Consider the following 21,003-nt stretch of genomic DNA (forward strand, 5'->3'; position numbering starts at 1 on the left):
GCGGCCCACGACGCCGGAATCGCGCCGTGGGCCGCGCCCGTTCTGATCCGTTGCGGTCAGCCGCGGCCCGGCCGACGGCCCCGGTACCACCGGCCGCCGCCACCGCCGCGCGGGCCGCTGCCGACGCCGGCCAGGTAGAGCGAGAGCAGCAGCAGGCCGATCAGGACCAGGGTGTTCCAGTTGAACAGGTCGGGGGCGCCGAAGTTGGTGTTGAGCAGGTCCAGCAGGAGCGCGAAGCCGAACACGACGGCCGCGAGGATCGCGAGCATGGTTATGTCCTCCGGTAGGGGGTCCCAGTAGGTCGGCCCGGATGTACCCAAACGGTCGACTCGTCAATCTCCATCGTGGAGATCGGCGTCGCCGGGGCGTCCCGCCCGGCCGGGTTCTAGGCTGCTTGCATGATCGACACCGACCGGGAACTCACCGGCCGGGCGGCCGTCCTCGCCGCCACCGACCACCACCCGTTCGTCCGCCACGCGCTGCGGCTCGACGACGCGCCCCGCGCCTGGGCCCGCGACGGCGCGGTGGCCTGGCTGCTCCCGACGGCGGGCAACGACCGGGCCGGCGGCGTGGTGGGACCGGTCGACGCGGCGGTGGAGCTGGTCGCGGCGCTGGTCGCCGACGGGGCCGTCCGTCCGGGGCAGTACCTGCAGCTGCCCCGGGCCGACCGGGAACTGCTGGTCGACCGGTTCGCGGCGACCCGGGTCGACGACTGGGATTTCCTCTGGACCACCGCCGTCCCACCCCGGCAGCCCGGGCAGGAGCGGGTGGTCCGCCTCGGTCCGGCGGACCACCCGGCGCTGGCGGCGCTGATCGACGACGCCTTCCCCACCTCCTCGTCGCGCCCGCAGGACCCGACGGTCACCGGCTGGTACGGCATCTGGGACGCCGGCCGCCTGGTCGCCTGCGGTGCGGACCGCAGTCGCGGCGACGTCGGCTTCCTCGCCGGGCTCACCGTGGCCCGCGACCGGCGGGGACGGGGGCTGGGTGCGGCGCTGACCGCCGGGATGACCCGGGCCCTGTTCGCCCGGTACGACCACGTCGCGCTCGGCGTCTACGCCGACAACCTGGCCGCGCTGCGGCTCTACCGTCGGCTCGGCTTCACCGGCACACTACGGCGCAGCTCGGTGTGGCTCGGCTGAGGCCGCCGAACCGGCCGGCTGGACGGCCCGGCGGCCGGCCCACCAGGCGGGCAGGTAGAGCGGGGCGGCCACCGCCAGGGCGACCGCGCCGACCACCATCGCCGTGCCGACCCCGGAGCGGTCGGCCAGGGCGGTGAGCAGCACCGCGCCGAGGGCGAACCCCGGTTGCCCCATCATCGAGTTCAGCGAGATGACGCTGGTCCGGTAGGGTCCGTCGACCTGCCGGTGCAGCAGCCCCAGGTGCAATGGGTTGGACGCGCCGTGCACGGCGTAGCAGGCCAGGTAGGCGACCAGCACCCCGGCGGGCCCGGCGAGCAGCCCCATGCCGAGCACGGTGCCGCCCTGCAGGATCCGCAGCAGCCCGGCGGCGGGGGCGGCGCCGAGCCAGCGCAGCAGCAACGGCGTGGCCGCCGCGCCGGCAGCCGAGACCAGCCAGGCCGCCGAGTTCGCCGGGCCGAGCAGCGCCGCCGCCCGCTCGGGGTCGCCGACCACGTCGGCGAGCCGGACCGGCAGCAGCGACTCGAAGGTGACCATGCCGAAGCCCCAGAACAGCTCCACCGACACCAGCGCCAGCAGCACCCGGGAGCGGCGCAGCAGGCCGACGGCCTGCCCGACCATCCGGGGTGCCGCCGCGACCGAGGCGCGCAGCGCGCCGGCACCCCGGGCGGGGCCGGTCTCGACCAGCAGGACCAGCAGGACGACCAGGGCGACGGCCTGGAGGGCGGCGGCGACCAGCACCGGCACGGTCAGTGCGCTCACCGGCCCGACCGGTCCGAGTGCGATGAGGCCGCCGCTGAGCAGCGCACCCCCGGCGATGGTGACGCCCGCGACGGTGCCGGCGAAGCCGAGGCCGGGCTCGTAGTCGGCGTCGCGGTCGGCGGCCAGGGTGGACTCGACGTACCAGGAGTCGAGCGGGCCGCTGTCGAGCGCCCGGTAGACCCCTTGCAGGGCCCAGACCAGGAAGAACAGCGCGAACGAGTCGGCCACCGCGAACAGCCCGAGCGACAGCAGGCTCACCGCCCAGGCGGTGACCAGGACCACCCGGCTGCCGAGCGCGTCGGCCAGGCCGCCGGTGGGCAGTTCCAGCGCCAGCACGACCAGGCCCTGGGCGGTGGAGACCAGGCCGATCTGGGACAGCGTCAGGCCGCGTTCCTGCATCAGCAGGATCATCACCGGGATGGTCAGGCCGGTGGGCAGCCACCGCAGGCCGTAGAGGGTGAGGTAGCGAAACCGGACCTGGCGTACGGACAGCGCGCTCATCGGGGCCCCTCCAGCAGCGGGTAGGCGGCCAGGAACACCTGCACCGGGCGGGCCTGCGGGTCGACGGGCGCGTGTTCCGCCTCGCGGCGGTACCGCTCCAGCACCTGCCACACCTCGGCCGTGAGCGCCTCGAGCCGGTCCGGTGCGACGGTCAGGAAGATGTCGCTCATGCCGATCGCGTCCCGCCACGCGGGGGTCGCCTGGTGCTGGGTGGCGAACCAGCGTTCGGCGTGCTCGACGAGCAGGCGTACCTGGTCACCCTGGATCCACTCGATCGCGGCCCGCGCGTCGGGGTCGTCGTCGAAGTCGGTCGGTTCCCAGTTGGTGATCTCATGGGCCGCCTGCCACCAGCGCTGCCGGCCGGTGCCCCGGTCGGGGTCCTCGGTGACCAGCCCGACCTCGGCGAGCTGCCGCAGGTGGTAACTGGTGGCGCCGGTGTTGGTGCCGAGCAGTTCCGCCAGGGCGGTGGCGGTGGCGGGCCCCTGCACCCGCAGTGCGCCGAGCAGCCGCATCCGCAGCGGGTGCGCCAGCACCCGCACCTGCCGCTTGTCGATCCGCACCTCGCGCGGAGCGGGTCGGTGGGTGGGTCCGTCGTTCGCCATGACCGCACAATACCTTTGCACAGTTTCTGTGCAAAGGTATTGTGCACAGGAACTGTGCAGCACCACCCTGGGACCGGTGGGCAGGACGGGGTCAGCCGGTGAGGAGTTCGGCGACGCCGCGCAGTCGGGTCCGGAGCAGACCGGCCGCGCGGGAGGAGTCCAGGCGTACCTGTGTCGGGCGGACCAACCCCGACGACGGGTGCACCAGCCGCGCCCCGACCTCGGCCGCCGCGTACACGACGTGCGCCGCCCCGTCGGCGGTGACCGTCCAGTCGTCGGTGCGGTACGCGGTCCCGACGACGACGTCCGGGCCCACCTCGGCGACCAGTCGACGCACCGCGTCCCGGTCGGTCACGTCCAGCCGCCGTGTCCCGACGCCCGGCACGGCGATCCCGCCGCGGTGGCTGGTCCCCACCACCGACCACCCGGCAGCGACCCCCCGCCGGCACACCTCACCCCGAGAAACCCGCTCCCGCCCACCACCAGCATCCGCATCCCACCACTCTCCCGTCACGATCAAGAGGTTTGCGTCACCTCGGCGAGCGATGATGACGCAAACCTCTTGATCAACGATGCCGGGTAGGCCGGACCGGGCCGGGCTCCGGGTGGTGGGTCAGACCGGGTCGGCGACCGGGGCGGCCGGGCCGGCGGTGCCGGTGGAGGCCACGGCGGCGGGCTTGGGCTTGGCGTCGATGCCGGCCTCGGTGCGCTGCTGGGCGGTGATCGGGGTCGGAGCGCCGGTCAGCGGGTCGAAGCCGCCCCGGGTCTTCGGGAAGGCGATCACCTCGCGGATCGAGTCGGCCCCGGCCAGCAGCATGCAGACCCGGTCCCAGCCGAACGCGATGCCGCCGTGCGGCGGGGCGCCGTACCTGAACGCCTCCAGCAGGAAGCCGAACTTGTCCTGCGCCTCGGCGGGGGTGATGCCGAGCAGGTCGAAGACCCGCTGCTGCACGTCGCCCCGGTGGATACGGATCGAGCCGCCGCCGATCTCGTTGCCGTTGCAGACGATGTCGTACGCGTACGCCAGGGCCCGGTCCGGGGCCTGTTCGAACCGGTCGACCCAGTCGGCGTTCGGCGAGGTGAACGGGTGGTGCACGGCGGTCCAGCCGCCCTCGTCCGTGCGCTCGAACATCGGCGCGTCGACCACCCAGCAGAACGCCCAGGCGCTCTCGTCGACCAGCTTGGACCGCTTGGCGATCTCGATCCGGGCCGCGCCCAGCAGTTCCTGCGCCTCCCGGGTGTCCGTGCCGGCGGCGAAGAACACCGCGTCGCCCGGCTTGGCCCCGACCGCGTCGGCCAGCCCGCCCAGGTGCTCGGCGGAGAGGTTCTTGGCCACCGGCCCGCGTGCCTCGCCGGTCTCGGCGTCGAGCACCACGTACGCCAGGCCGCGCGCGCCGCGCGCCTTGGCCCAGTCCTGCCAGCCGTCGAGTTCCTTGCGGGTCTGCGCCGCCCCGCCCGGCATCACCACCGCGCCGACGTAGCCGCCCGCGTCGATCGCACCGGCGAACACCCGGAACTCGGTGCCGCGCAGGTAGTCGGTCAGCTCGGTCAGCTCCAGGCCGTAGCGCAGGTCGGGCTTGTCGGAGCCGTACCGGGCCATCGCGTCGTGCCAGGTGATCCGGGGAATGGGCCGGGAGATCTCGTGACCGGCCAGGTCCTTCCAGAGCGCCCCGACGATCGCCTCGCCGAGGTCGATCACGTCGTCCTCGGTGACGAAGGACATCTCGATGTCGAGCTGGGTGAACTCCGGCTGACGGTCGGCCCGGAAGTCCTCGTCGCGGTAGCAGCGGGCGATCTGGTAGTACCGCTCCATGCCACCGACCATCAGCAGCTGCTTGAACAGCTGCGGCGACTGCGGCAGCGCGTACCAGCTGCCGGGCTGGAGCCGGACCGGGACCAGGAAGTCGCGGGCACCCTCGGGGGTGGACCGGGTCAGCGTCGGGGTCTCGATCTCCAGGAAGTCCCGCTCGTGCAGCACGGTGCGGGCGAGCTGGTTGGCCCGCGAGCGCAGCCGCATCGCCTTCGCCGGACCGCTGCGCCGCAGGTCCAGGTAGCGGTAGCGCAGCCGGATGTCGTCGCCGGCCTCGACCTGGTCGTCCACCGGCAGCGGCAGCGGCGCGGCCTCGGAGAGCACCTCCAGCGCGCTGGCGGTCACCTCGATCTCGCCGGTGGGCAGTTCCGGGTTCTCGTTGCCCTCGGGGCGGCGGGTCACCTCCCCGGTGACCTTGACGCAGAACTCGTTGCGCAGCGCGTGCGCGTCCTCCTCGCGGAACACCACCTGGACCACGCCGGAGCCGTCGCGCAGGTCGACGAAGATGACACCGCCGTGGTCGCGCCGGCGGGCGACCCACCCGGCGAGCGTCACCGTGGTGCCGGCGTCCGTCGCGCGCAGGCTGCCGGCGTCATGGGTACGGATCACGACTTGCGTCTCCTCATCTGCGGTACGGCTGTTCCCCCGCATTGTGTCAGCCGCCCGGTCCGCCCGGTTGCGGGGTGAGCAAGGCCGGCCCGCCCCACCGGACACGCGGAGCGGGCCGCCGGTGTCCCGACGGCCCGCTCCCGGGTTGGATCAACCGAGGTGGATCAGATGATGCTGACGCCGTAGACGCTCAGCGGCTCGGTGACCGGCTGGAAGTAGGTGGTGCCACCGCGGGTGCAGTTGCCGCTGCCGCCCGAGGTGAGGCCGACCGCGCTGCTGCCGCTGAACAGCGAACCGCCGCTGTCGCCCGGCTCGGCGCAGACGTTGGTCCGGATCAGGCCGGAGACCGAGCCCTCGGCGTAGTTCACCGTGGCGTTGATGGCGGTCACCGAGCCGCTCTTGAGGCCGGTGGTGCTGCCGGAGCGCTGCACGCTCTGGCCGACGTAGGCGTTGGCGGCACCGGTGACGTCCCGGAAGCTGCCGTTGTAGAGGGAGACGTTGCCGGTCGCGTTGGCGGCGTTGCTGTGCCGGACGATGCCGTAGTCGTTGCCCGGGAAGCTGGTGCCGGTACGGGTGCCGAGCACGCTGGTCTGGCCGGAGTTCGAGTACCAGGTCGAGCCGATGTTGGTGCAGTGCCCGGCGGTCAGGAAGAAGGTCTGACCGGCGCTGTTGCGGACGTTGAAGCCGAGCGAGCAGCGGCCGCCGCCGGCGTAGATCGCCTGACCACCGGAGATCCGGGTGCTGAGCACACCGGCCTCGGCCTCGACCCGTACGGCACCACCGGTGCGCGCGGCGGCGGCCTTGACCCGCTCCAGCTTGGCGCCGGTGACGGTGCTGTCGACCGACACGACGACCTGGTTGGTGGCGGTGTCGGTCCACCACGCGGTGCCGGGGATCTTGGCCGACCGCTCCAGCTCCGCGGTGGCGGAACGGAGCTGCGCGGCGCCCCGGGTGACCAGCTTCGCGGTGGCGCCGGCGGCGCGGACCTGCTTGGCGGCGGCGGTGTCGGTGACGGCGACGATCATCTTGCCGCTGGCGTCGGCGTAGGTGCCGGCGGCGCGGTCGCCGAGCCGCTCGGCCAGGCTGGCGGCGGCGTCGGGGGATGCGGGCGAGGCGGGGGCCGCCTGGGCGGGGGCACCCATGAGCGCGCCGGTGACCAGGGTTCCGGCCATGGCGACGGCGGCGGCGTGGCGGAGTGAGGACCTCGTGGGTCGCATGCAACAACCTCCGGAAGGGGGTGACGGGCGGCGTCATGCGGACGCACCCGGGGACGACCCGGCCGACCTGGGGAAACCGGCCGAGTGACTGAAGTATTCACATATTTAAGATCGTAATCAAGACATGTGTTTGCCCGGATTCACCCCACCAGCGGATATGACGGTCAGGCAACATCGTCGACACATCCATGTCAGACCCGCTGCCGCCCCGCCCTCGCAGATACACCGCCGACGCACCGACCGGGACCGCCCGCCCCGCACCGTGCGGCGAACTCCGGTGACACCGGCCCGACCACAGCCACGACGGCAGGCCACGACCCGGCCGCAGCCCGGGACGTCCCGTGCCCACAGACCCAGGGGCGGCCGGGAACAACACCCTCGACACCTGCTACCGAGAGTAATCTTCAGGTGCCCCCGCCACCTGACGGTCGCCTCCTTTGCTCTGCCGCCCCCACCGCGACAGTCACTCCGGGTAGCACGTATCAGGCAACCGGCGAACCGCACGTCGCAAGTAGAAGCAGGTCAGGCCGGCGTCGCTTCGATGGCAGCAGAGCAAGCGCGGAAGGGCAGCAACACCAGTGAGGCGCATCAGTCACGGATCGTAACGCCAGCCGATCCATCACGAGCTGTGACCGACGTCGAGGACGGACGGGGCATCCGGGTCGACACGGGCCCGCGCGGCGCGGCGCAGGCCGGGAGATTCCGCGCAGCACACCGGCGCGTCCGCCGCAGCAGGTGGCGACGCGGGCACACACCCGTGCCTGCGGGACGGACACGGGTGTGGTGAACCGCCGACGGGGACGGGCAGGTCAGGCGCGGGCGGCCAGTTTGGCGGCGCGGGCGTCGCGCTTCTCCTCGAAGCGGGACGCGGCCTGCTCCAGTCCGTCCAAATGGGCGGCGATCCGGTCACGGGCGGCCTCACCCTCGGCGCCGAGGCCTGCGACGTTGAACACGTCCCACTGGCGCAGCACCGGGGCTACCACGTCGTCGCGGTGCTGACGCAGGTCGTAGATGCCGGCCAGGGCGATCGTCACCGACTTGCGGGCGAAGCCCTCGATGCCGACGCCGGGCATCTGGAAGTCCTCCAGCACCTCGGCGATCGCCCGCATCGTCTGGTCGGGGGCCACCTCCAGGGCCGCCCCGAGCAGGTTGCGGTAGAAGACCATGTGCAGGTTCTCGTCGGCCGCGACCCGGCTCAGCAGCGCCTCGCAGACCGGGTCGCCGGTGATCCGGCCGGTGTTGCGGTGCGAGATCCGGGTGGCCAGTTCCTGGAACGACACGTACGCCAGCGAACGCAGCATCGACGAGTCGTGCGAGTTGCTGTAACCGGCGGTCATGTGCACCATCCGGGCCCGCTCCAGGGCCACCGGGTCGACCGCCCGGGTCACCGTCAGGTAGTCCCGGATGGCGGTGCCGTGCCGGCCCTCCTCGGCCGTCCACCGGCCCACCCAGGTGCCCCACGCCCCGTCCGGTCCGAACAGGCTGGCGATCTGGTGATGGTACGAGGGCAGGTTGTCCTCGGTGAGCAGGTTGACGATCAGCGCCGTACGGGCCACCTCGGGCAGGGTCGAGTCCCCCTCCGACCACGCCTCGCCGCCGAGCGGGCCGTCGAAGGTGCGCCCCTCGCTCCACGGCACGTACTCGTGCGGGAACCACTCCTTGGCCATCGACAGGTGACGGTCGAGGTTCTTGGCGACCACGGGTTCGAGTTCGTGCAGCAGCGCGGTCTGGCTCAGCTCGGTCACAGGGGCCCTCCCTACGGTGGCGTAACTTACGCCACCGTAGGTCCCCGTCGGCGTACGCGCCAGTAACCCGGGCTCAGCCGATCACCGGAGTCAGGTCCACAGGCGGCGGCGACCACCGGTCCGCCGACGCGTCCACCTGCTCGCCCGAACGGATGTCCTTCACCTGGTGACCATCGGCTCCCGGGAACCACACGTACGGGATGCCGCGCCGCTCGGCGTAGCGGATCTGCTTGCCGAACTTCGCCGCGCTCGGCGACACCTCGGTCGGTACGCCCCGCGACCGCAGGGCCTCCGCCACGGCGTTGCTGGCCGCCCGCTCCTCCTCGGCCCCGACGGCCACCAGTACGCAGGTCGGCACGCTGCGCGAGATCGACAGCGCCTCGGCACCGAACAGCAGGCCGAGCAGCCGGGTCACCCCGATCGAGATCCCCACCCCCGGGTACGACACGCTCCCCGCGCTGGCCAGGTTGTCGTACCGGCCGCCGGAGCAGATCGAGCCGAACCGCTCGTAGCCGACCAGCTGGGTCTCGTAGACGGTGCCGGTGTAGTAGTCCAGGCCCCGGGCGATGCGCAGGTCGGCGACGCACAGCCCCGGCGCGTGCGCGGCGGCCGTCTCCACCACCGCGACCAGCTCGGCGACGCCCTCGTCGAGCAGCGGATCGCGCACCCCGAGGGCGTGCACCGCATCGGCGAAGGAGGCGTCCGGCGCGGAGATCCCGGCCAGCGCGAGGCAGGCGTCGGCCTGCGCCGCGCTCGCCCCCGCCGTTTCGGCCAACAGGTCGGCCACCTTCGCCGGGCCGATCTTGTCGAGCTTGTCGACCGCGCGCAGCGCCGCCTCCGGGTCGGTCAGCCCGATGCCCCGGTAGAAACCCTCACAGATCTTGCGGTTGTTGACTTGGATCAGCACCGGCGGGATGGGCAGCGACCGCAGCGCGTCCCCGATCACCAGCGGCATCTCGGCCTCGTAGTGCGCCGGCAGGGTGTCCCGGTCGACGATGTCGATGTCGGCCTGGAGGAACTCCCGGTAGCGCCCCTCCTGCGGGCGCTCACCCCGCCACACCTTCTGGATCTGGTAACGGCGGAACGGGAACTGGAGCTTGCCGGCGTTCTCCAGCACGTACCGGGCGAACGGCACGGTCAGGTCGAAGTGCAGCCCGAGCGCGTCGTCACCGGCCGGGCCGTCCGCGTCGGCCTGCAACCGGCGCAGCAGGTAGACCTCCTTCGAGGTCTCCCCCTTGCGCAGCAACTGGTCAAGCGGCTCCACCGACCGGGTCTCCAGCGGAGCGAACCCGTACAGCTCGAAGGTGTGCCGGATCCGGTCGAGGACGAACTGCTCGATCATCCGCTGTGAGGTGGTCCATTCCGGGAAGCCGGAGATGGGCGTGGGCTTGCTCATGGCGTACTCCTTGCGGGTCCGCGCCGGGCGCGGAGGATCGACAGGTCCGCGCGCGGCGCGGAGGAACGGCTAGAGGCCGCGGGTGGGCGCGGCCGGGCGCGCACCGCCCGGACCGGCCAGCTCGGCGAGGTACGGGTTGCGTGCCCGCTCCCGGCCGATGGTGGTGGTCGGGCCGTGGCCGGGCAGCACGACGGTGTCGTCGGCCAGCGGGAGGACCTTCTCCCGCAGGCTGGTCAGCATCCGGGGCATGCTGCCGCCCGGCAGGTCGGTGCGGCCGATCGAGCCGGCGAACAGCACGTCACCGGAGAGGCAGAGCTGTTCGGCCTCCCAGGGCGAGCCGGCGCCGGGCAACCGGAACAGCACCGACCCGCCGGTATGGCCGGGCGCGTGGTCGACGGTGATCTCCAGGCCGGCCAGCGCCAGCGTCGCCCCGTCGGTCAACTCCGCGACGTCGTCGGGCTCGGTGTACGGCAGCCGGCCGCCGAACAGCGCGGTGAGGTCCATCGACAACGCCTTGGTCGGGTCGGCCAGCAGTTCCCGGTCCTCCGGATGAACGTACGCGGGGATGCCGCGTGCGCCGCAGACCGGCGCCACGGAGAAGGTGTGGTCGAGGTGGCCGTGGGTGAGCAGCACGGCGGCCGGGTGCAGGCGGTGCTCGGCGAGCACGGCGTCGAGCCGGTCGAGTACCCCGATACCGGGGTCGACCACCACGCACTGCTCCCCCGGCGCGGTCGCCACCACGTAGCAGTTGGTGCCGAAGGCGTCCGCGGGAAAGCCGGCCACGAGCACGTCCGCTCCCCTTCCGTCTCAGTCGTCCGTCTCCTGGGCAGCCTAGTCGTCGGCGCGATCCGATATCCGCGCCCACCCGTACCACGGGCCCCGCACGGCACAGTGACGCACTTTGATAAACCCAGGCCGGCCCTCGTACACCACTTTCACAGCAGGTACCCGTACACTCTGGCGGGCGTGTGGCGTGGCGCACCTGCGGGCACGGCGGGCGCGCACGGCCCGACCGCCGGTGACGACCAGGGTAGAGGAAGGGGAGCACGGGTGGCTTCCAGCAGGGACCGGCAGCGCAAGCTCGCGCGGGAGAAGCTCGACCGGCAGTTGGCCCGGCGGGCCGCCGCCGCCCGCCGGCGTCGACAGATCCAGGCCGGGGTCGGTGCGGCAGTGGTGCTGGTGCTGATCGTGGCCGGTGCGGCGTGGGGGCTGGGTGCCTTCGACCGGGAGCCGGAGCAGAAGGCCGCCGAGGACGTCTGCCTCTGGACGCCGCAGGACGCGACCGCCAACACCAACCTCAAGGACGTCGGCACCCCGGCCACCAGGGACCTGCCCACCACCGGGGTACGCACGATGACCATCGACACCGACCAGGGCGGCCCGATCACCGCAGAGCTGGATCTCGCCGGGGCCCCCTGCGCCGGGGCGAGCATCGCCCACCTGGCCGGGGCGTCGTTCTACGACAACACCAAGTGCCACGAGATCACCACCGAGGGCGCGCTGCGCTGCGGCGACCCGAGCGGCACCGGCCTCGGCGGCCCCACCTACTCGTTCTACAACGAGAACGTGCCGACCGCGCCCGAGGCGAGCCCCTCGGCCAGCCCGGCCCCCGGGCAGCCGCCGACCTACCCCAAGGGCACGGTCGCGATGATCGGCAACCCGCCGGGTGCCAACGGCAGCCAGTTCCTGCTCTTCTTCAAGGACTCCAGCCCGGCCCAGCCCGCGTACCCGATCATCGGCCGGATCACCGGCGGCCTCGACGTGGTGGAGAAGATCGGCGCCCTGCCGACCGTGGACAACGGGGCGGGCGCCAAGGTCAAGCCGAAGACCGACGTGGTGATCCGCAAGCTCACCGTCGGCGAGGCGCAGGCCGCCCCGGCACCGGCGACCGGTTCCCCGGCCGCGTCCCCGGCGGCCAGCCCGAGCGCCGGCTGAGCCGGCCCACAACCCGTACCTGCGGCCCCGCCGCGCCAGAGAAAGCCCAGGAGGAGTGACCGTGACGTCCACGAGAGAGCGGCAGCGCGCGGCGGCGCGGGCCCGACTTGAGCGGGAGATGGCCGAGCGTTCGGCCAGGGCCCGCAAGCGCCGGCAGACGCAGGCGATCGTCGGAGCCGCCGCCATCCTGGTGCTCGTGGTCGCCGGTACCGTCTGGTTGGCGACCAGCCTCGGTGGCGACGACGACGACAGCACGCAGCAGGCCGCCGGCACCGAGGGCTTCTCGCAGTGCACCTACACCGAGACGCCGAAGGAGGGCCGGCCGGCGCAGGTCAAGGACGTCGGGCTGCCGCCGAATCAGCAGGCCAACAAGGGCACCCAGACGATGACCATCGACACCAACCTGGGCCCGATCGTCGCCAAGATCGACCGGACCAAGGTGCCCTGCACCGCCGGCAGCTTCACCCACCTGGCCAGCAAGGGCTTCTTCGACAACACCAAGTGCCACCGGCTGGTGACCGAGGGCATCAAGGTGCTCCAGTGCGGCGACCCGAGCGCGACCGGCAAGGGCTGGCGGCAGACCGACGGCACCGGTGGGCCGAGCTACGGCATGGCCGAGGAGAACCTGCCGACCGACAAGCGGCCCCCCTACCCGGAGGGCGTCATCGCGATGGCCAACTCCGGGCAGCCGGGCAGCACCGGCAGCCAGTTCTTCATCGTCTACGGCGACTCGCAGCTCGACCCGAACTACACCGTGCTGGGCACCATCACCTCCGGCATGGACCTGGTCAAGCAGGTCGGGGCGGCCGGCGACGACAAGGCGTTCGCGCAGCAGGCGGGGGGTGGCCACCCCAAGAAGGAGGTCACCATCACCAAGCTGACGATGAGCGACATCGAGAGCTGACCCGCACCGTACGACGAAGCGCCCGCCGGCTGAACCGGCGGGCGCTTTCGTGTGTCAGGTGCTCGTGGAACGCGGCCGACGGTCAGGCGCCGGAGGTGACCCGGTAGGCGTCGAAGACCCCGTCGACCTTGCGGACGGCGGCCAGCAGGTGCCCCAGGTGCTTCGGGTCGGCCATCTCGAAGCTGAACCGGCTCACCGCCACCCGGTCCCGGGTGGTGGTGACCGTCGCCGACAGGATGTTGACCCGTTCCTCGGAGAGCACCCGGGTGACGTCGGCCAGCAGCTTGTGCCGGTCGAGGGCCTCCACCTGGATGGCCACCAGGAACGTCGAGGCGGAGGTGAGCTTCCAGCTGACCTCCACCACCCGCTCGACCTGGGCCCGCAGGTCCTCGGCGTTGGCGCAGTCGTCGCGGTGCACGCTCACCCCGCCGGAGCGGGTGACGAACCCGAAGACCGAGTCCGGGGGCACCGGCGTGCAGCACCGGGCCAGCTTGATCCAGACGTCGCTGACGCCCCGCACCACGACCCCGGGGTCGCTGCTGTTCTGCCGGCTGTGCGGCGGACGGGTGGCGACGGCGGTCTCGGCGATGTCCTCCGCCGCGCCCTCCTCACCGCCGTACGCGGCCATCAGCTTCTGCACCACTGACTGCGCCGACACCTGGCTGTCGCCGACCGCCGCGTAGAGCGAGGCGACGTCGGCGAGGTGGAGGTCGCGGGCGATCGCCATCAGCGCGTCGGAGGTGAGCATCCGCTGCAACGGCATGCCCTGCTTACGCATCGCCTTGACGATCGAGTCCTTACCGGCCTCGATCGCCTCCTCACGCCGCTCCTTGTTGAAGTACTGGCGGATCTTGGTGCGCGCCCGGGGGCTCTTGACGAAGCTCAGCCAGTCCTGCGTCGGGCCCGCCGTGTCGGACTTCGAGGTGAAGATCTCGATCACGTCGCCGTTGGACAGCGTCGACTCCAACGGCACCAGCTTGCCGTTGACCCGCGCCCCGATGCACTTGTGCCCGACCTCGGTGTGCACCGCGTACGCGAAGTCGACAGGCGTCGACCCGGTCGGCAGCGGGATGACGTCGCCCTTCGGGGTGAAGACGTACACCTCCTGGCTGGACAGGTCGAACCGCAACGCGTCGAGGAACTCCGACGGGTCGGCGGCCTCCCGCTGCCAGTCCAGCAGCTGCCGCAGCCAGGTCATCTCGTCGATGTGCGCCGGCGGGCCGACGATCTGGGTGCCCTTGTGCTCCTTGTACTTCCAGTGCGCGGCGATGCCGAACTCGGCGGTGCGGTGCATCGCGTACGTGCGGATCTGCATCTCCACCGGCTTGCCGGTGGGCCCGATGACCGTCGTGTGCAACGACTGGTACATGTTGAACTTGGGCATCGCGATGTAGTCCTTGAACCGGCCCGGCACCGGCTGCCAGTTGGCGTGGATGACCCCCAGCGCCGCGTAGCAGTCCCGCACCGTGTCGACCAGGATGCGCACCCCGACCAGGTCGTAGATGTCGTTGAAGTCCCGCCCCCGCACGATCATCTTCTGGTAGATCGAGTAGAGGTGCTTCGGCCGGCCGGTCGTCTCCGCCTTGATCTTGGCGGCCTTCAGGTCGGTGCCGACCTTCTGGGTGACCTGCTTGAGCAGCGACTCCCGCTGCGGCTGGTGCTCCCCGATCAGCCGCAGGATCTCCTCGTACCGCTTGGGGAAGAGGGTGCCGAAGGCGAGGTCCTCCAGTTCCCACTTGATCGTGTTCATACCGAGCCGGTGGGCCAGCGGGGCCAGGATCTCCAGCGTCTCCTTGGCCTTCTGCTCCCGCTTGGGCGCCGGCAGGAAGGACAGCGTGCGCATGTTGTGCAGCCGGTCGGCCAGCTTGATCACCAGGACCCGGGGGTCCTTCGCCATCGCCACGACCATCTTGCGGATCGTCTCCGCCTTGGCCGCGTCGCCCAGCTTGACCTTGTCCAGCTTCGTCACACCGTCGACGAGCAGGGTGACCTCGGGACCGAAGTCGACCTTCATCTGGTCGAGGGTGTACTCGGTGTCCTCGATCGTGTCGTGCAGCAGGGCCGCCACCAGCGTGGTGGTGTCCATCCCCAGGTTGCCCAGGATGGTCGCCACCGCCAGCGGATGGGTGATGTACGGGTCGCCGGACTTGCGGTACTGGCCGGAGTGCCAGCGCGCGGCCGTGTCGAAGGCCCGCTGGAGCAGCCGGGCGTCGGCCTTCGGATGGTTCTCCCGGTGGCTGGCGATCAGCGGTTCGAGCACCTCGCTGACCTGTGAGGTCTGCCACGGGGCGTTGAACCGGGCCAGCCGCGCCCGCACCCGACGACCGGTCGGGGCGTTGGAGAGCGCGAAACCACCGCTCGGCGACGGGTCGTCGTCGAACGACACCCCCGCCGCCAGGCCGTCCGGTGTGCCGCCGACGTCGTCGCCGGTCCCCGTCGGACCGGCCGCCGGATCATTCTTCCGAGCGGTCACCGCGCCGTCAGCGTCGCCTGTCGGGTGCACCGTGCCCTCCACCGGAGGGACGACGTCGTGGGACACCGGCCTCCTCACCGATCGCCGGGACCACGCCGGCCGTACGGCCGACGCCTGTATTGCCGAACCGGCCGCCAGGCCGGCGTGTTCCCGCCGGCCGCCGTCGGGCCGATGGCACTGCCCGCCGGCCCCGCGGCCGGCACCTGACCGCCGCCCGGACGGGTGACCGTCCGGTCAGCAATGGGCAATGCTACCCGTACGGTAGGTGCCGTGCCGCTCCGCCGGACGGTCCGTCCCAGGTCGGCGGGACGACCCAGGAATCAAACGGTCAGCAGGGCATGGACCGGACGCCCGGCGAGCCGTTCCCGCCCACCCAGGAAGCCCAGCTCCAGCAGCACGGTGAACCCGGCCACCGTGCCGCCGGCCCGCTCCACCAGCCCGAGGGTCGCCTCGGCGGTGCCGCCGGTGGCCAGCACGTCGTCGACCACCAGCACCCGGTGCCCGGCGGTGAAGGCGTCCTGGTGCACCTCCAGCGTCGCCTCGCCGTACTCCAGGGCGTAGGAGGCCGCGTACGCCGGCCGGGGCAGCTTGCCCGCCTTGCGCACCGGCACCACCCCCAACCCGGTCGCGTACGCGATCGCGGCGGCGATCACGAAACCCCGGGCCTCGATGCCGACCACGATGTCGAAGTTGTCCCGCCCGTGGTGGTCGATGATCCCGTCGATCACCTCACGGAACACGTCGCCGTCGGCGAACAACGGCATCAGGTCCTTGAACATGACCCCGGGCTTGGGGAAGTCCGGCACGTCCAGTACCCGGCTGGCGACCAGCCGGGCCACCTGCGGGCCGCTGTCCCCGCGTACACCGGTGCTGTGGGTCTCCGTCACGGTGGTCGGCTCTCCTTCGATACGACGACGGCGTCCGTCACGCTGCTCGCACAGCATGGCGGACGCCGTCGATCCGACGTGGGGCGGGTCGCCCGTCGGTCAGCGCCGCTTCGCGCCACCGGGCCGGTTACCGCCGCCCCCGGCGGGACGACCGCCCCGGGCGCCGGCCGACCGCTTGGCCGCCGGACGCGCGCCGACCTTCGGCGCGCTGCCGGCCAGGGCCGCCGCCTCCGGGTCGATCGGCTCGTCGGTGGCCTCCTCGGCGGCGGCCTGCCGGGCACCGCGCGGGGTGATCTCGCCCCGGGCGATGGCACCCCGGCGGGCCAGCACCCGCTTGGTGTGCGCGTCGATCCGCGGGTCCTGGTTCTTCAGCAGCACCAGCAGCGGGGTGGAGAGCAGGATCGAGGTCAGGAACGCCATCGCCATACCGACGAACAGCACCAGGCCCAGGTCCTTCAGGGTGCCCGCGCCGAGCAGGCCGGCACCGATGAAGAGCAGACCGCCGACCGGGAGCAGGGCGACCACCGAGGTGTTCAGCGACCGCATCAGGCTCTGGTTGAGCGCCAGGTTGGCCGCCTCACCGTAGGTCTGGTTGTTGTTGGCGGTGATGCCCCGGGTGTTCTCCTGGACCTTGTCGAAGACCACCACCACGTCGTAGAGCGCGAAGCCCAGGATGGTGAGGAACCCGATGATCGTCGACGGGGTGACCTCGAAGCCGACCAGCGAGTAGATGCCGGCGGTGAGGATCAGGTTCATGAACAGCGAGACGATCGCGGCGACCGCCATCCGCCACTCGAACCGCAGCACCAGGTAGGCCGCCACCACCAGGACGAAGATGACCAGGCCGAGCAGCGCCCGGGAGGTGACCTGGCTGCCCCAGGCCTCGCTGACCTGGCTGCCGCTGATCTGGTCGGCGTTGATGCCGAACTCGTCGGCCATCTTGGCCTTGACCGCGTTGGCCTGCTCGGCGCTGAGCTGCGAGGTGCGCAGCTCGTAGTACTCGCCGCTGGTGCTGCCGACCTTCTGCGCGGTCACCACCTCGGCGCCGCCGCCCTCGGCGGCCAGCGCCTCGTTGACCTTGTCCTCGGTCTGGTCCAGGGTGCCGACGCTGGCCGGCACCTGGAACGAGTTGCCGCCGGCGAACTCGATGCCCAGGCTGAAGCCGCGCACCGCGAAGCTGAGCACGGCGATCAGCACCAGCACCCCGGCGACGGTGAACCACAGCTTGCGCCGGCCGACGATGTTGAGACCGGCCTCGCCCCGGTAGAGCCGGGACGCCAGACCACTCTTAGCCATCTCAGGCCTCCTTGACGCGCGGGTTGCGGGCGGTGCCCGGCTCGGCCGAACGGGGTGGCAGGGCCCGACCGAGGCCGCTGACCCGCGGCGACAGGAACGCCGGGGTCCGGGCGAACATCGTCATGATCGGGTGCCGGAACAGGAAGACGACCACCAGGTCGAGCACGGTCGCCAGGCCGAGGGCGAAGGCGAAGCCCTTCACCGTGCCGACCGAGACGATGTAGAGGACCACGGCGGACATCAGGGTGATCGCGTTGGCCGAGATGATCGTCCGGCGGGCCCGGATCCAGGCCCGGGGCACCGCGCTACGTGGACTGCGCCCCTCCCGGATCTCGTCCTTGAGCCGTTCGAAGTAGATGACGAACGAGTCCGCCGCCACACCGAGCGAGACGATCATGCCGGCGATGCCGGCGAGGGTGAGGGTGAAGCCGATCGACCGGCCGAGCACCACCAGCGCGCCGAAGACCAGCAACGCCGAGAGCACCAGGCTCAGGAAGATGACCGAGCCGAGCAGCCGGTAGTAGAAGAACGAGTAGATGATGACCAGCAGCATGCCGATGCCGGCGGCCAGCAGACCGGCCCGCAGGTGGCTGTCGCCCAGCGTCGCGGTGACGTTCTGCTGCTCCTGCGGCACGAAGGTGACCGGCAGCGCGCCGTAGCGCAGCTGGCTGGCCAGCGCGTTGGCCGACGTGTTGTCGAAGCTGCCGGTGATCTGCGAGTCGCCGGTGAGCACGCCCTGGATCTCGGGCGAGGAGACGATCTCGTTGTCCAGCACCACGGCCACCCGGCACTTGCCGTCCTGGCCCAGGGCCGTCTGGTCGCAGCCGCCGCCGGTGTTGTTGAACGCCTCCCGGGTCAGCTCGGTCCACTTGGACTGGCCGTCGCCGGTGAAGTTCAGGCTGACCACCCAGGTGCTGGCCTGGTCGAGGACCGCGTTGGCGTCCTTGACGTCGGTGCCGACCACCTTGGCCTGGTCGAGCAGGTACTTCGCCGCGCCACCCTCACAGGCGACCACCTGCTGCTTCTCGTCCTTGATCGACGCGGGGGGCCGCTTGTCGAGCTGGGCGCAGGTGATGGTCGGCACGTTGAACTGCATCTGCGGGCTCAGCACCGCGACCTCCTGCGGGGAGAGCGTGCCGAACGGCTTGAACGTCTCCGCCAGGGCCGGGTTGGTGCCCAGGTCGGCCGGGGCCTGGAGCCCGCTCGCGGCGGCCCAGGCGGCCGCGCCGACCTTCTTCTCGACGGCCTTGCGCTGCTCCTCGATGCTCTGCGGCACCGGGGCCTCGCTGGCGCTGGGCGAGGCGGCCGGGGCGCTCGGCGAGGCCGACCCGGACGGGGTGGCGCTGGCGCTCGGCGCGGGGGCGCCGCCGCCCTGCCCACCGGCGCTCGGCGAACCGGACACCTTCGGCGAGGCGCTGCCGGAGGCCTTCGGCGAGGCGCTGCCCGACGGGGCGGGCGAGGCGCTGCCGGACGGGGCCGGCGACGCGCTGCCCGACGGCGCCGGGGCGGCGACCGTGCCGCTGCCGTCGGCGGCCTTGAGCACCTTGCGGAAGCGCAGCTCCGCGGCGCTGCCGACGTCGGTCAGGTCACGGTTCTCACCGGGCAGGGAGATGACGATGTTCCGGTTGCCCTCGGTGACCACCTCGGCCTCGGCCACACCGTAGGCGTTGACCCGGCTCTCGATGATCTGCCGGGCCTCCTCCAGGTTGGCCGACGTCGGGGGCTTACCGTCGATGCTGTTGGTCGCCTCCAGCGTCAGCCGGGTGCCACCGATCAGGTCCAGGCCGAGCCGCGGCTCCAGCCGGTCCTTCCAGCCGCCGCTGGCGCCGCCCGAGAAGAACACCAAGGAATAGAGGACGACGAAGATGAACCCGAGCACGGCGAGCTGCCGCCCGGGGCGCATCTGTCCCTGAGGTGGTGCCACGGCTGTCTGTCTCCCTGTAACGGTCGCGCCGCCGGCGCAGCGGCGACGAGGTCGGAGCGGGGTTCCCGCCCCGACGTGCTCTGCGCGGGCCACTCCCGACCGACGGCACGGCGCACCACCGCCGACGTGGTGGCGTCGGGCGGACGGTGCGGGTGCCGACCCTGGGGACCGGCCCACCTATCCAGTTGTCCCGCCGCTACCCGCCCGTGGTGCCGGGCGGGTGGCGGTTTCACTCCTTGACGACTTCCACGTCCTCGGTGACCGGCTCGTCGGCCTCGGGGCGCTCGGCCCGGGTGACCACCCGGGCGATGGCCGGGCGGGCGTAACGGGTCTGCACGCCGGGGGCCACCTCCAGCAGCACGGTGTCGTCCTCGACACCCACGACCGTGCCGTAGAGCCCGCCGATGGTGACGACCTCGTCACCGGGGCCGAGCGCGGACTGCATGGCCTCAGCCTCGCGGCGGCGCTTCTGCTGCGGCCGGATCATCATGAAGTACATGACCCCGAAGAGCAGGGCGATCATGAGGATCGGCGTCAGACTGCCGGCGCCTCCGCCGGACTGTGCTGCGTAAAGCACGGTGTGCGACCTTCCCATTGGCCCCCGTCCCGGCACGTGCGCACCGGAGCGGAGGCGGATATTCACATCCTGTACAGACCGCGGCGAGTCTAATCCCTGCACCTGGGAACGCCGAATGCGGCGCAGATCACGTTCAGATCACGGTGGATCGGGTGCGTTCGAGAAGAGATCGGGCACGGCGGGGGCTTCCACGCCAAATGTACCATTTGGTGGAGTGCGGCCGAGGTGTCGCCAGGCGGCCTCGGTGGCCACCCGGCCCCGGGGCGTACGGGCCAGCAGCCCGGCGCGGACCAGGAACGGCTCGCAGACCTCCTCCACCGTGTCCGGCTGCTCCCCCACCGCCACCGCCAGGGTGGACAGGCCCACCGGGCCACCCCGGAACGAGTCCACGAGCGCGGTCAGCACCGCCCGGTCCAGCCGGTCCAGGCCGAGGGCGTCCACGTCGTACACGGTCAGGGCGGAGCGGGCGGTCTCCAGGGTGACCACGCCGTCGGCCCGGACCTCGGCGTAGTCGCGCACCCGGCGCAGCAGCCGGTTGGCGATCCTGGGGGTGCCCCGGGACCGGCCGGCGATCTCCACCGCCCCCTCCGGGGTGATCGGCACGCCCAGGATGCGCGCCGAGCGGTGCAGCAGCGCCTCCAGGTCGGCCGGGGAGTAGAAGTCGAGGTGCGCGACGAAGCCGAAGCGGTCCCGCATCGGGCCGGTCAGCAGGCCGGACCGGGTGGTCGCGCCGACCAGGGTGAACGGCTCCACGTCGAGCGGGATCGCGGTGGCCCCCGGCCCTTTGCCGACGATCACGTCGACCCGGAAGTCCTCCATGGCGCTGTAGAGCAGTTCCTCCGCCGGCTTGGCGATCCGGTGGATCTCGTCGATGAACAGCACGTCGCCCTCGGCGAGGCTGGTCAGGATGGCGGCCAGGTCGCCGGAGCGCTCGATCACCGGCCCGCTGGTCACCCGGATGCCGGAGCCCAGCTCGGCCGCCACGATATTGGCCAACGTCGTTTTACCGAGGCCTGGCGGCCCCGACAGGAGGATGTGGTCGGGTGGGGCGCCGCGCCGCATCGCGCCCTGCAACAGCAGGTCGAGCTGGTCGCGGACCCGGTGCTGGGCGATGAACTCGTCCAGCCGCTTCGGCCGGACGCTGACCTCCGCGTCCCGCTCCGCGTCGTCGGCGTACGCCGAGACCAGGCCGTCGCCGCTCATGCCGGCCGCCCCGGCCGCGACCG

The 21,003-nt window shown here is 72.0% G+C and carries 18 protein-coding genes; 3 read left to right on the top strand and 15 right to left on the bottom strand.

Translation table 11 applies throughout. The features are described 5' to 3' along the window. Positions 1-56 precede the first annotated feature (56 nt). Positions 57-269 (bottom strand): hypothetical protein, encoded by a 213-nt coding sequence (locus ACN260_RS18660; RefSeq protein ID WP_067307861.1) that lies wholly within the window; start codon positions 267-269, stop codon positions 57-59. Between the two features lie 129 nt (positions 270-398). Between ACN260_RS18660 and ACN260_RS18665 the strand changes: the two genes are divergently transcribed. Continuing rightward, positions 399-1,142 carry a GNAT family N-acetyltransferase gene (locus ACN260_RS18665; RefSeq protein ID WP_422752320.1) on the top strand — a complete coding sequence of 248 codons (744 nt, stop codon included), beginning with the start codon at positions 399-401 and terminating at the stop codon, positions 1,140-1,142. Here the strand turns inward: ACN260_RS18665 and ACN260_RS18670 are convergent. The 8 genes from ACN260_RS18670 to ACN260_RS18705 form a co-directional block, all read right to left on the bottom strand. Further along, positions 1,113-2,402: an MFS transporter gene (locus tag ACN260_RS18670; RefSeq protein ID WP_422752321.1), complete on the bottom strand. Its 1,290-nt coding sequence runs from the start codon at positions 2,400-2,402 to the stop codon at positions 1,113-1,115. The genes ACN260_RS18665 and ACN260_RS18670 overlap by 30 nt on opposite strands. After that, positions 2,399-3,004, bottom strand: a complete 606-nt coding sequence (locus ACN260_RS18675; RefSeq protein WP_422752322.1) for an ArsR/SmtB family transcription factor — start codon at positions 3,002-3,004, stop codon at positions 2,399-2,401. The genes ACN260_RS18670 and ACN260_RS18675 overlap by 4 nt, the downstream gene beginning before the upstream one ends. Positions 3,005-3,095: 91 nt before the next feature. Continuing rightward, positions 3,096-3,419 (bottom strand): NAD-dependent epimerase/dehydratase family protein, encoded by a 324-nt coding sequence (locus ACN260_RS18680; protein WP_422752323.1) that lies wholly within the window; start codon positions 3,417-3,419, stop codon positions 3,096-3,098. A gap of 198 nt (positions 3,420-3,617) precedes the next feature. Beyond that, positions 3,618-5,423, bottom strand: a complete 1,806-nt coding sequence (gene aspS / locus ACN260_RS18685; protein WP_422752324.1) for an aspartate--tRNA ligase — start codon at positions 5,421-5,423, stop codon at positions 3,618-3,620. 164 nt (positions 5,424-5,587) lie between these two features. After that, a complete protein-coding gene (locus tag ACN260_RS18690) occupies positions 5,588-6,640 on the bottom strand; it encodes a S1 family peptidase (RefSeq protein ID WP_422752325.1) in 1,053 nt (350 codons plus the stop codon). 809 nt (positions 6,641-7,449) lie between these two features. Further along, entirely contained in the window at positions 7,450-8,385 is a 936-nt protein-coding gene (locus ACN260_RS18695; protein ID WP_422752326.1) for an acyl-ACP desaturase, read from the bottom strand. 73 nt (positions 8,386-8,458) lie between these two features. Beyond that, positions 8,459-9,781 carry a histidine--tRNA ligase gene (gene hisS, locus ACN260_RS18700; RefSeq protein ID WP_422752327.1) on the bottom strand — a complete coding sequence of 441 codons (1,323 nt, stop codon included), beginning with the start codon at positions 9,779-9,781 and terminating at the stop codon, positions 8,459-8,461. Positions 9,782-9,850: 69 nt separating this feature from the next. Beyond that, on the bottom strand, positions 9,851-10,570 hold the full coding sequence (locus ACN260_RS18705) for an MBL fold metallo-hydrolase (RefSeq protein ID WP_422752328.1): 720 nt from the start codon (positions 10,568-10,570) through the stop codon (positions 9,851-9,853). A gap of 261 nt (positions 10,571-10,831) precedes the next feature. Here ACN260_RS18705 and ACN260_RS18710 point away from each other — a divergent pair, with 261 nt between their 5' ends. Both ACN260_RS18710 and ACN260_RS18715 read left to right on the top strand, forming a co-directional pair. Then, positions 10,832-11,716, top strand: coding sequence for a peptidylprolyl isomerase (locus tag ACN260_RS18710; RefSeq protein ID WP_422752329.1), 885 nt, complete (start codon positions 10,832-10,834; stop codon positions 11,714-11,716). 61 nt (positions 11,717-11,777) lie between these two features. Beyond that, entirely contained in the window at positions 11,778-12,620 is an 843-nt protein-coding gene (locus tag ACN260_RS18715) for a peptidylprolyl isomerase (RefSeq protein ID WP_422752330.1), read from the top strand. An 82-nt stretch (positions 12,621-12,702) separates the two neighbouring features. Here the strand turns inward: ACN260_RS18715 and ACN260_RS18720 are convergent, their stop codons facing one another. The 6 genes from ACN260_RS18720 to ruvB form a co-directional block, all read right to left on the bottom strand. Further along, positions 12,703-15,159, bottom strand: a complete 2,457-nt coding sequence (locus tag ACN260_RS18720; RefSeq protein ID WP_422752331.1) for a RelA/SpoT family protein — start codon at positions 15,157-15,159, stop codon at positions 12,703-12,705. Between the two features lie 254 nt (positions 15,160-15,413). Next, positions 15,414-15,980, bottom strand: a complete 567-nt coding sequence (locus tag ACN260_RS18725; RefSeq protein WP_088644004.1) for an adenine phosphoribosyltransferase — start codon at positions 15,978-15,980, stop codon at positions 15,414-15,416. A gap of 99 nt (positions 15,981-16,079) precedes the next feature. Beyond that, positions 16,080-17,276 (bottom strand): protein translocase subunit SecF, encoded by a 1,197-nt coding sequence (gene secF / locus ACN260_RS18730; protein ID WP_422752332.1) that lies wholly within the window; start codon positions 17,274-17,276, stop codon positions 16,080-16,082. 1 nt (position 17,277) lies between these two features. Next, positions 17,278-19,200: a protein translocase subunit SecD gene (gene secD / locus ACN260_RS18735; RefSeq protein ID WP_422752333.1), complete on the bottom strand. Its 1,923-nt coding sequence runs from the start codon at positions 19,198-19,200 to the stop codon at positions 17,278-17,280. 229 nt (positions 19,201-19,429) lie between these two features. Beyond that, complete coding sequence (yajC, locus tag ACN260_RS18740; protein WP_422752334.1) at positions 19,430-19,795, bottom strand: preprotein translocase subunit YajC; 366 nt, start codon at positions 19,793-19,795, stop codon at positions 19,430-19,432. A 120-nt stretch (positions 19,796-19,915) separates the two neighbouring features. Continuing rightward, positions 19,916-20,980: a Holliday junction branch migration DNA helicase RuvB gene (gene ruvB, locus ACN260_RS18745; protein WP_204927624.1), complete on the bottom strand. Its 1,065-nt coding sequence runs from the start codon at positions 20,978-20,980 to the stop codon at positions 19,916-19,918. Between the last annotated feature and the right edge of the window lie 23 nt (positions 20,981-21,003).

This window comes from Micromonospora sp. WMMD708, from assembly GCF_049315245.1.
GTDB lineage: Bacteria > Actinomycetota > Actinomycetes > Mycobacteriales > Micromonosporaceae > Micromonospora > Micromonospora wenchangensis.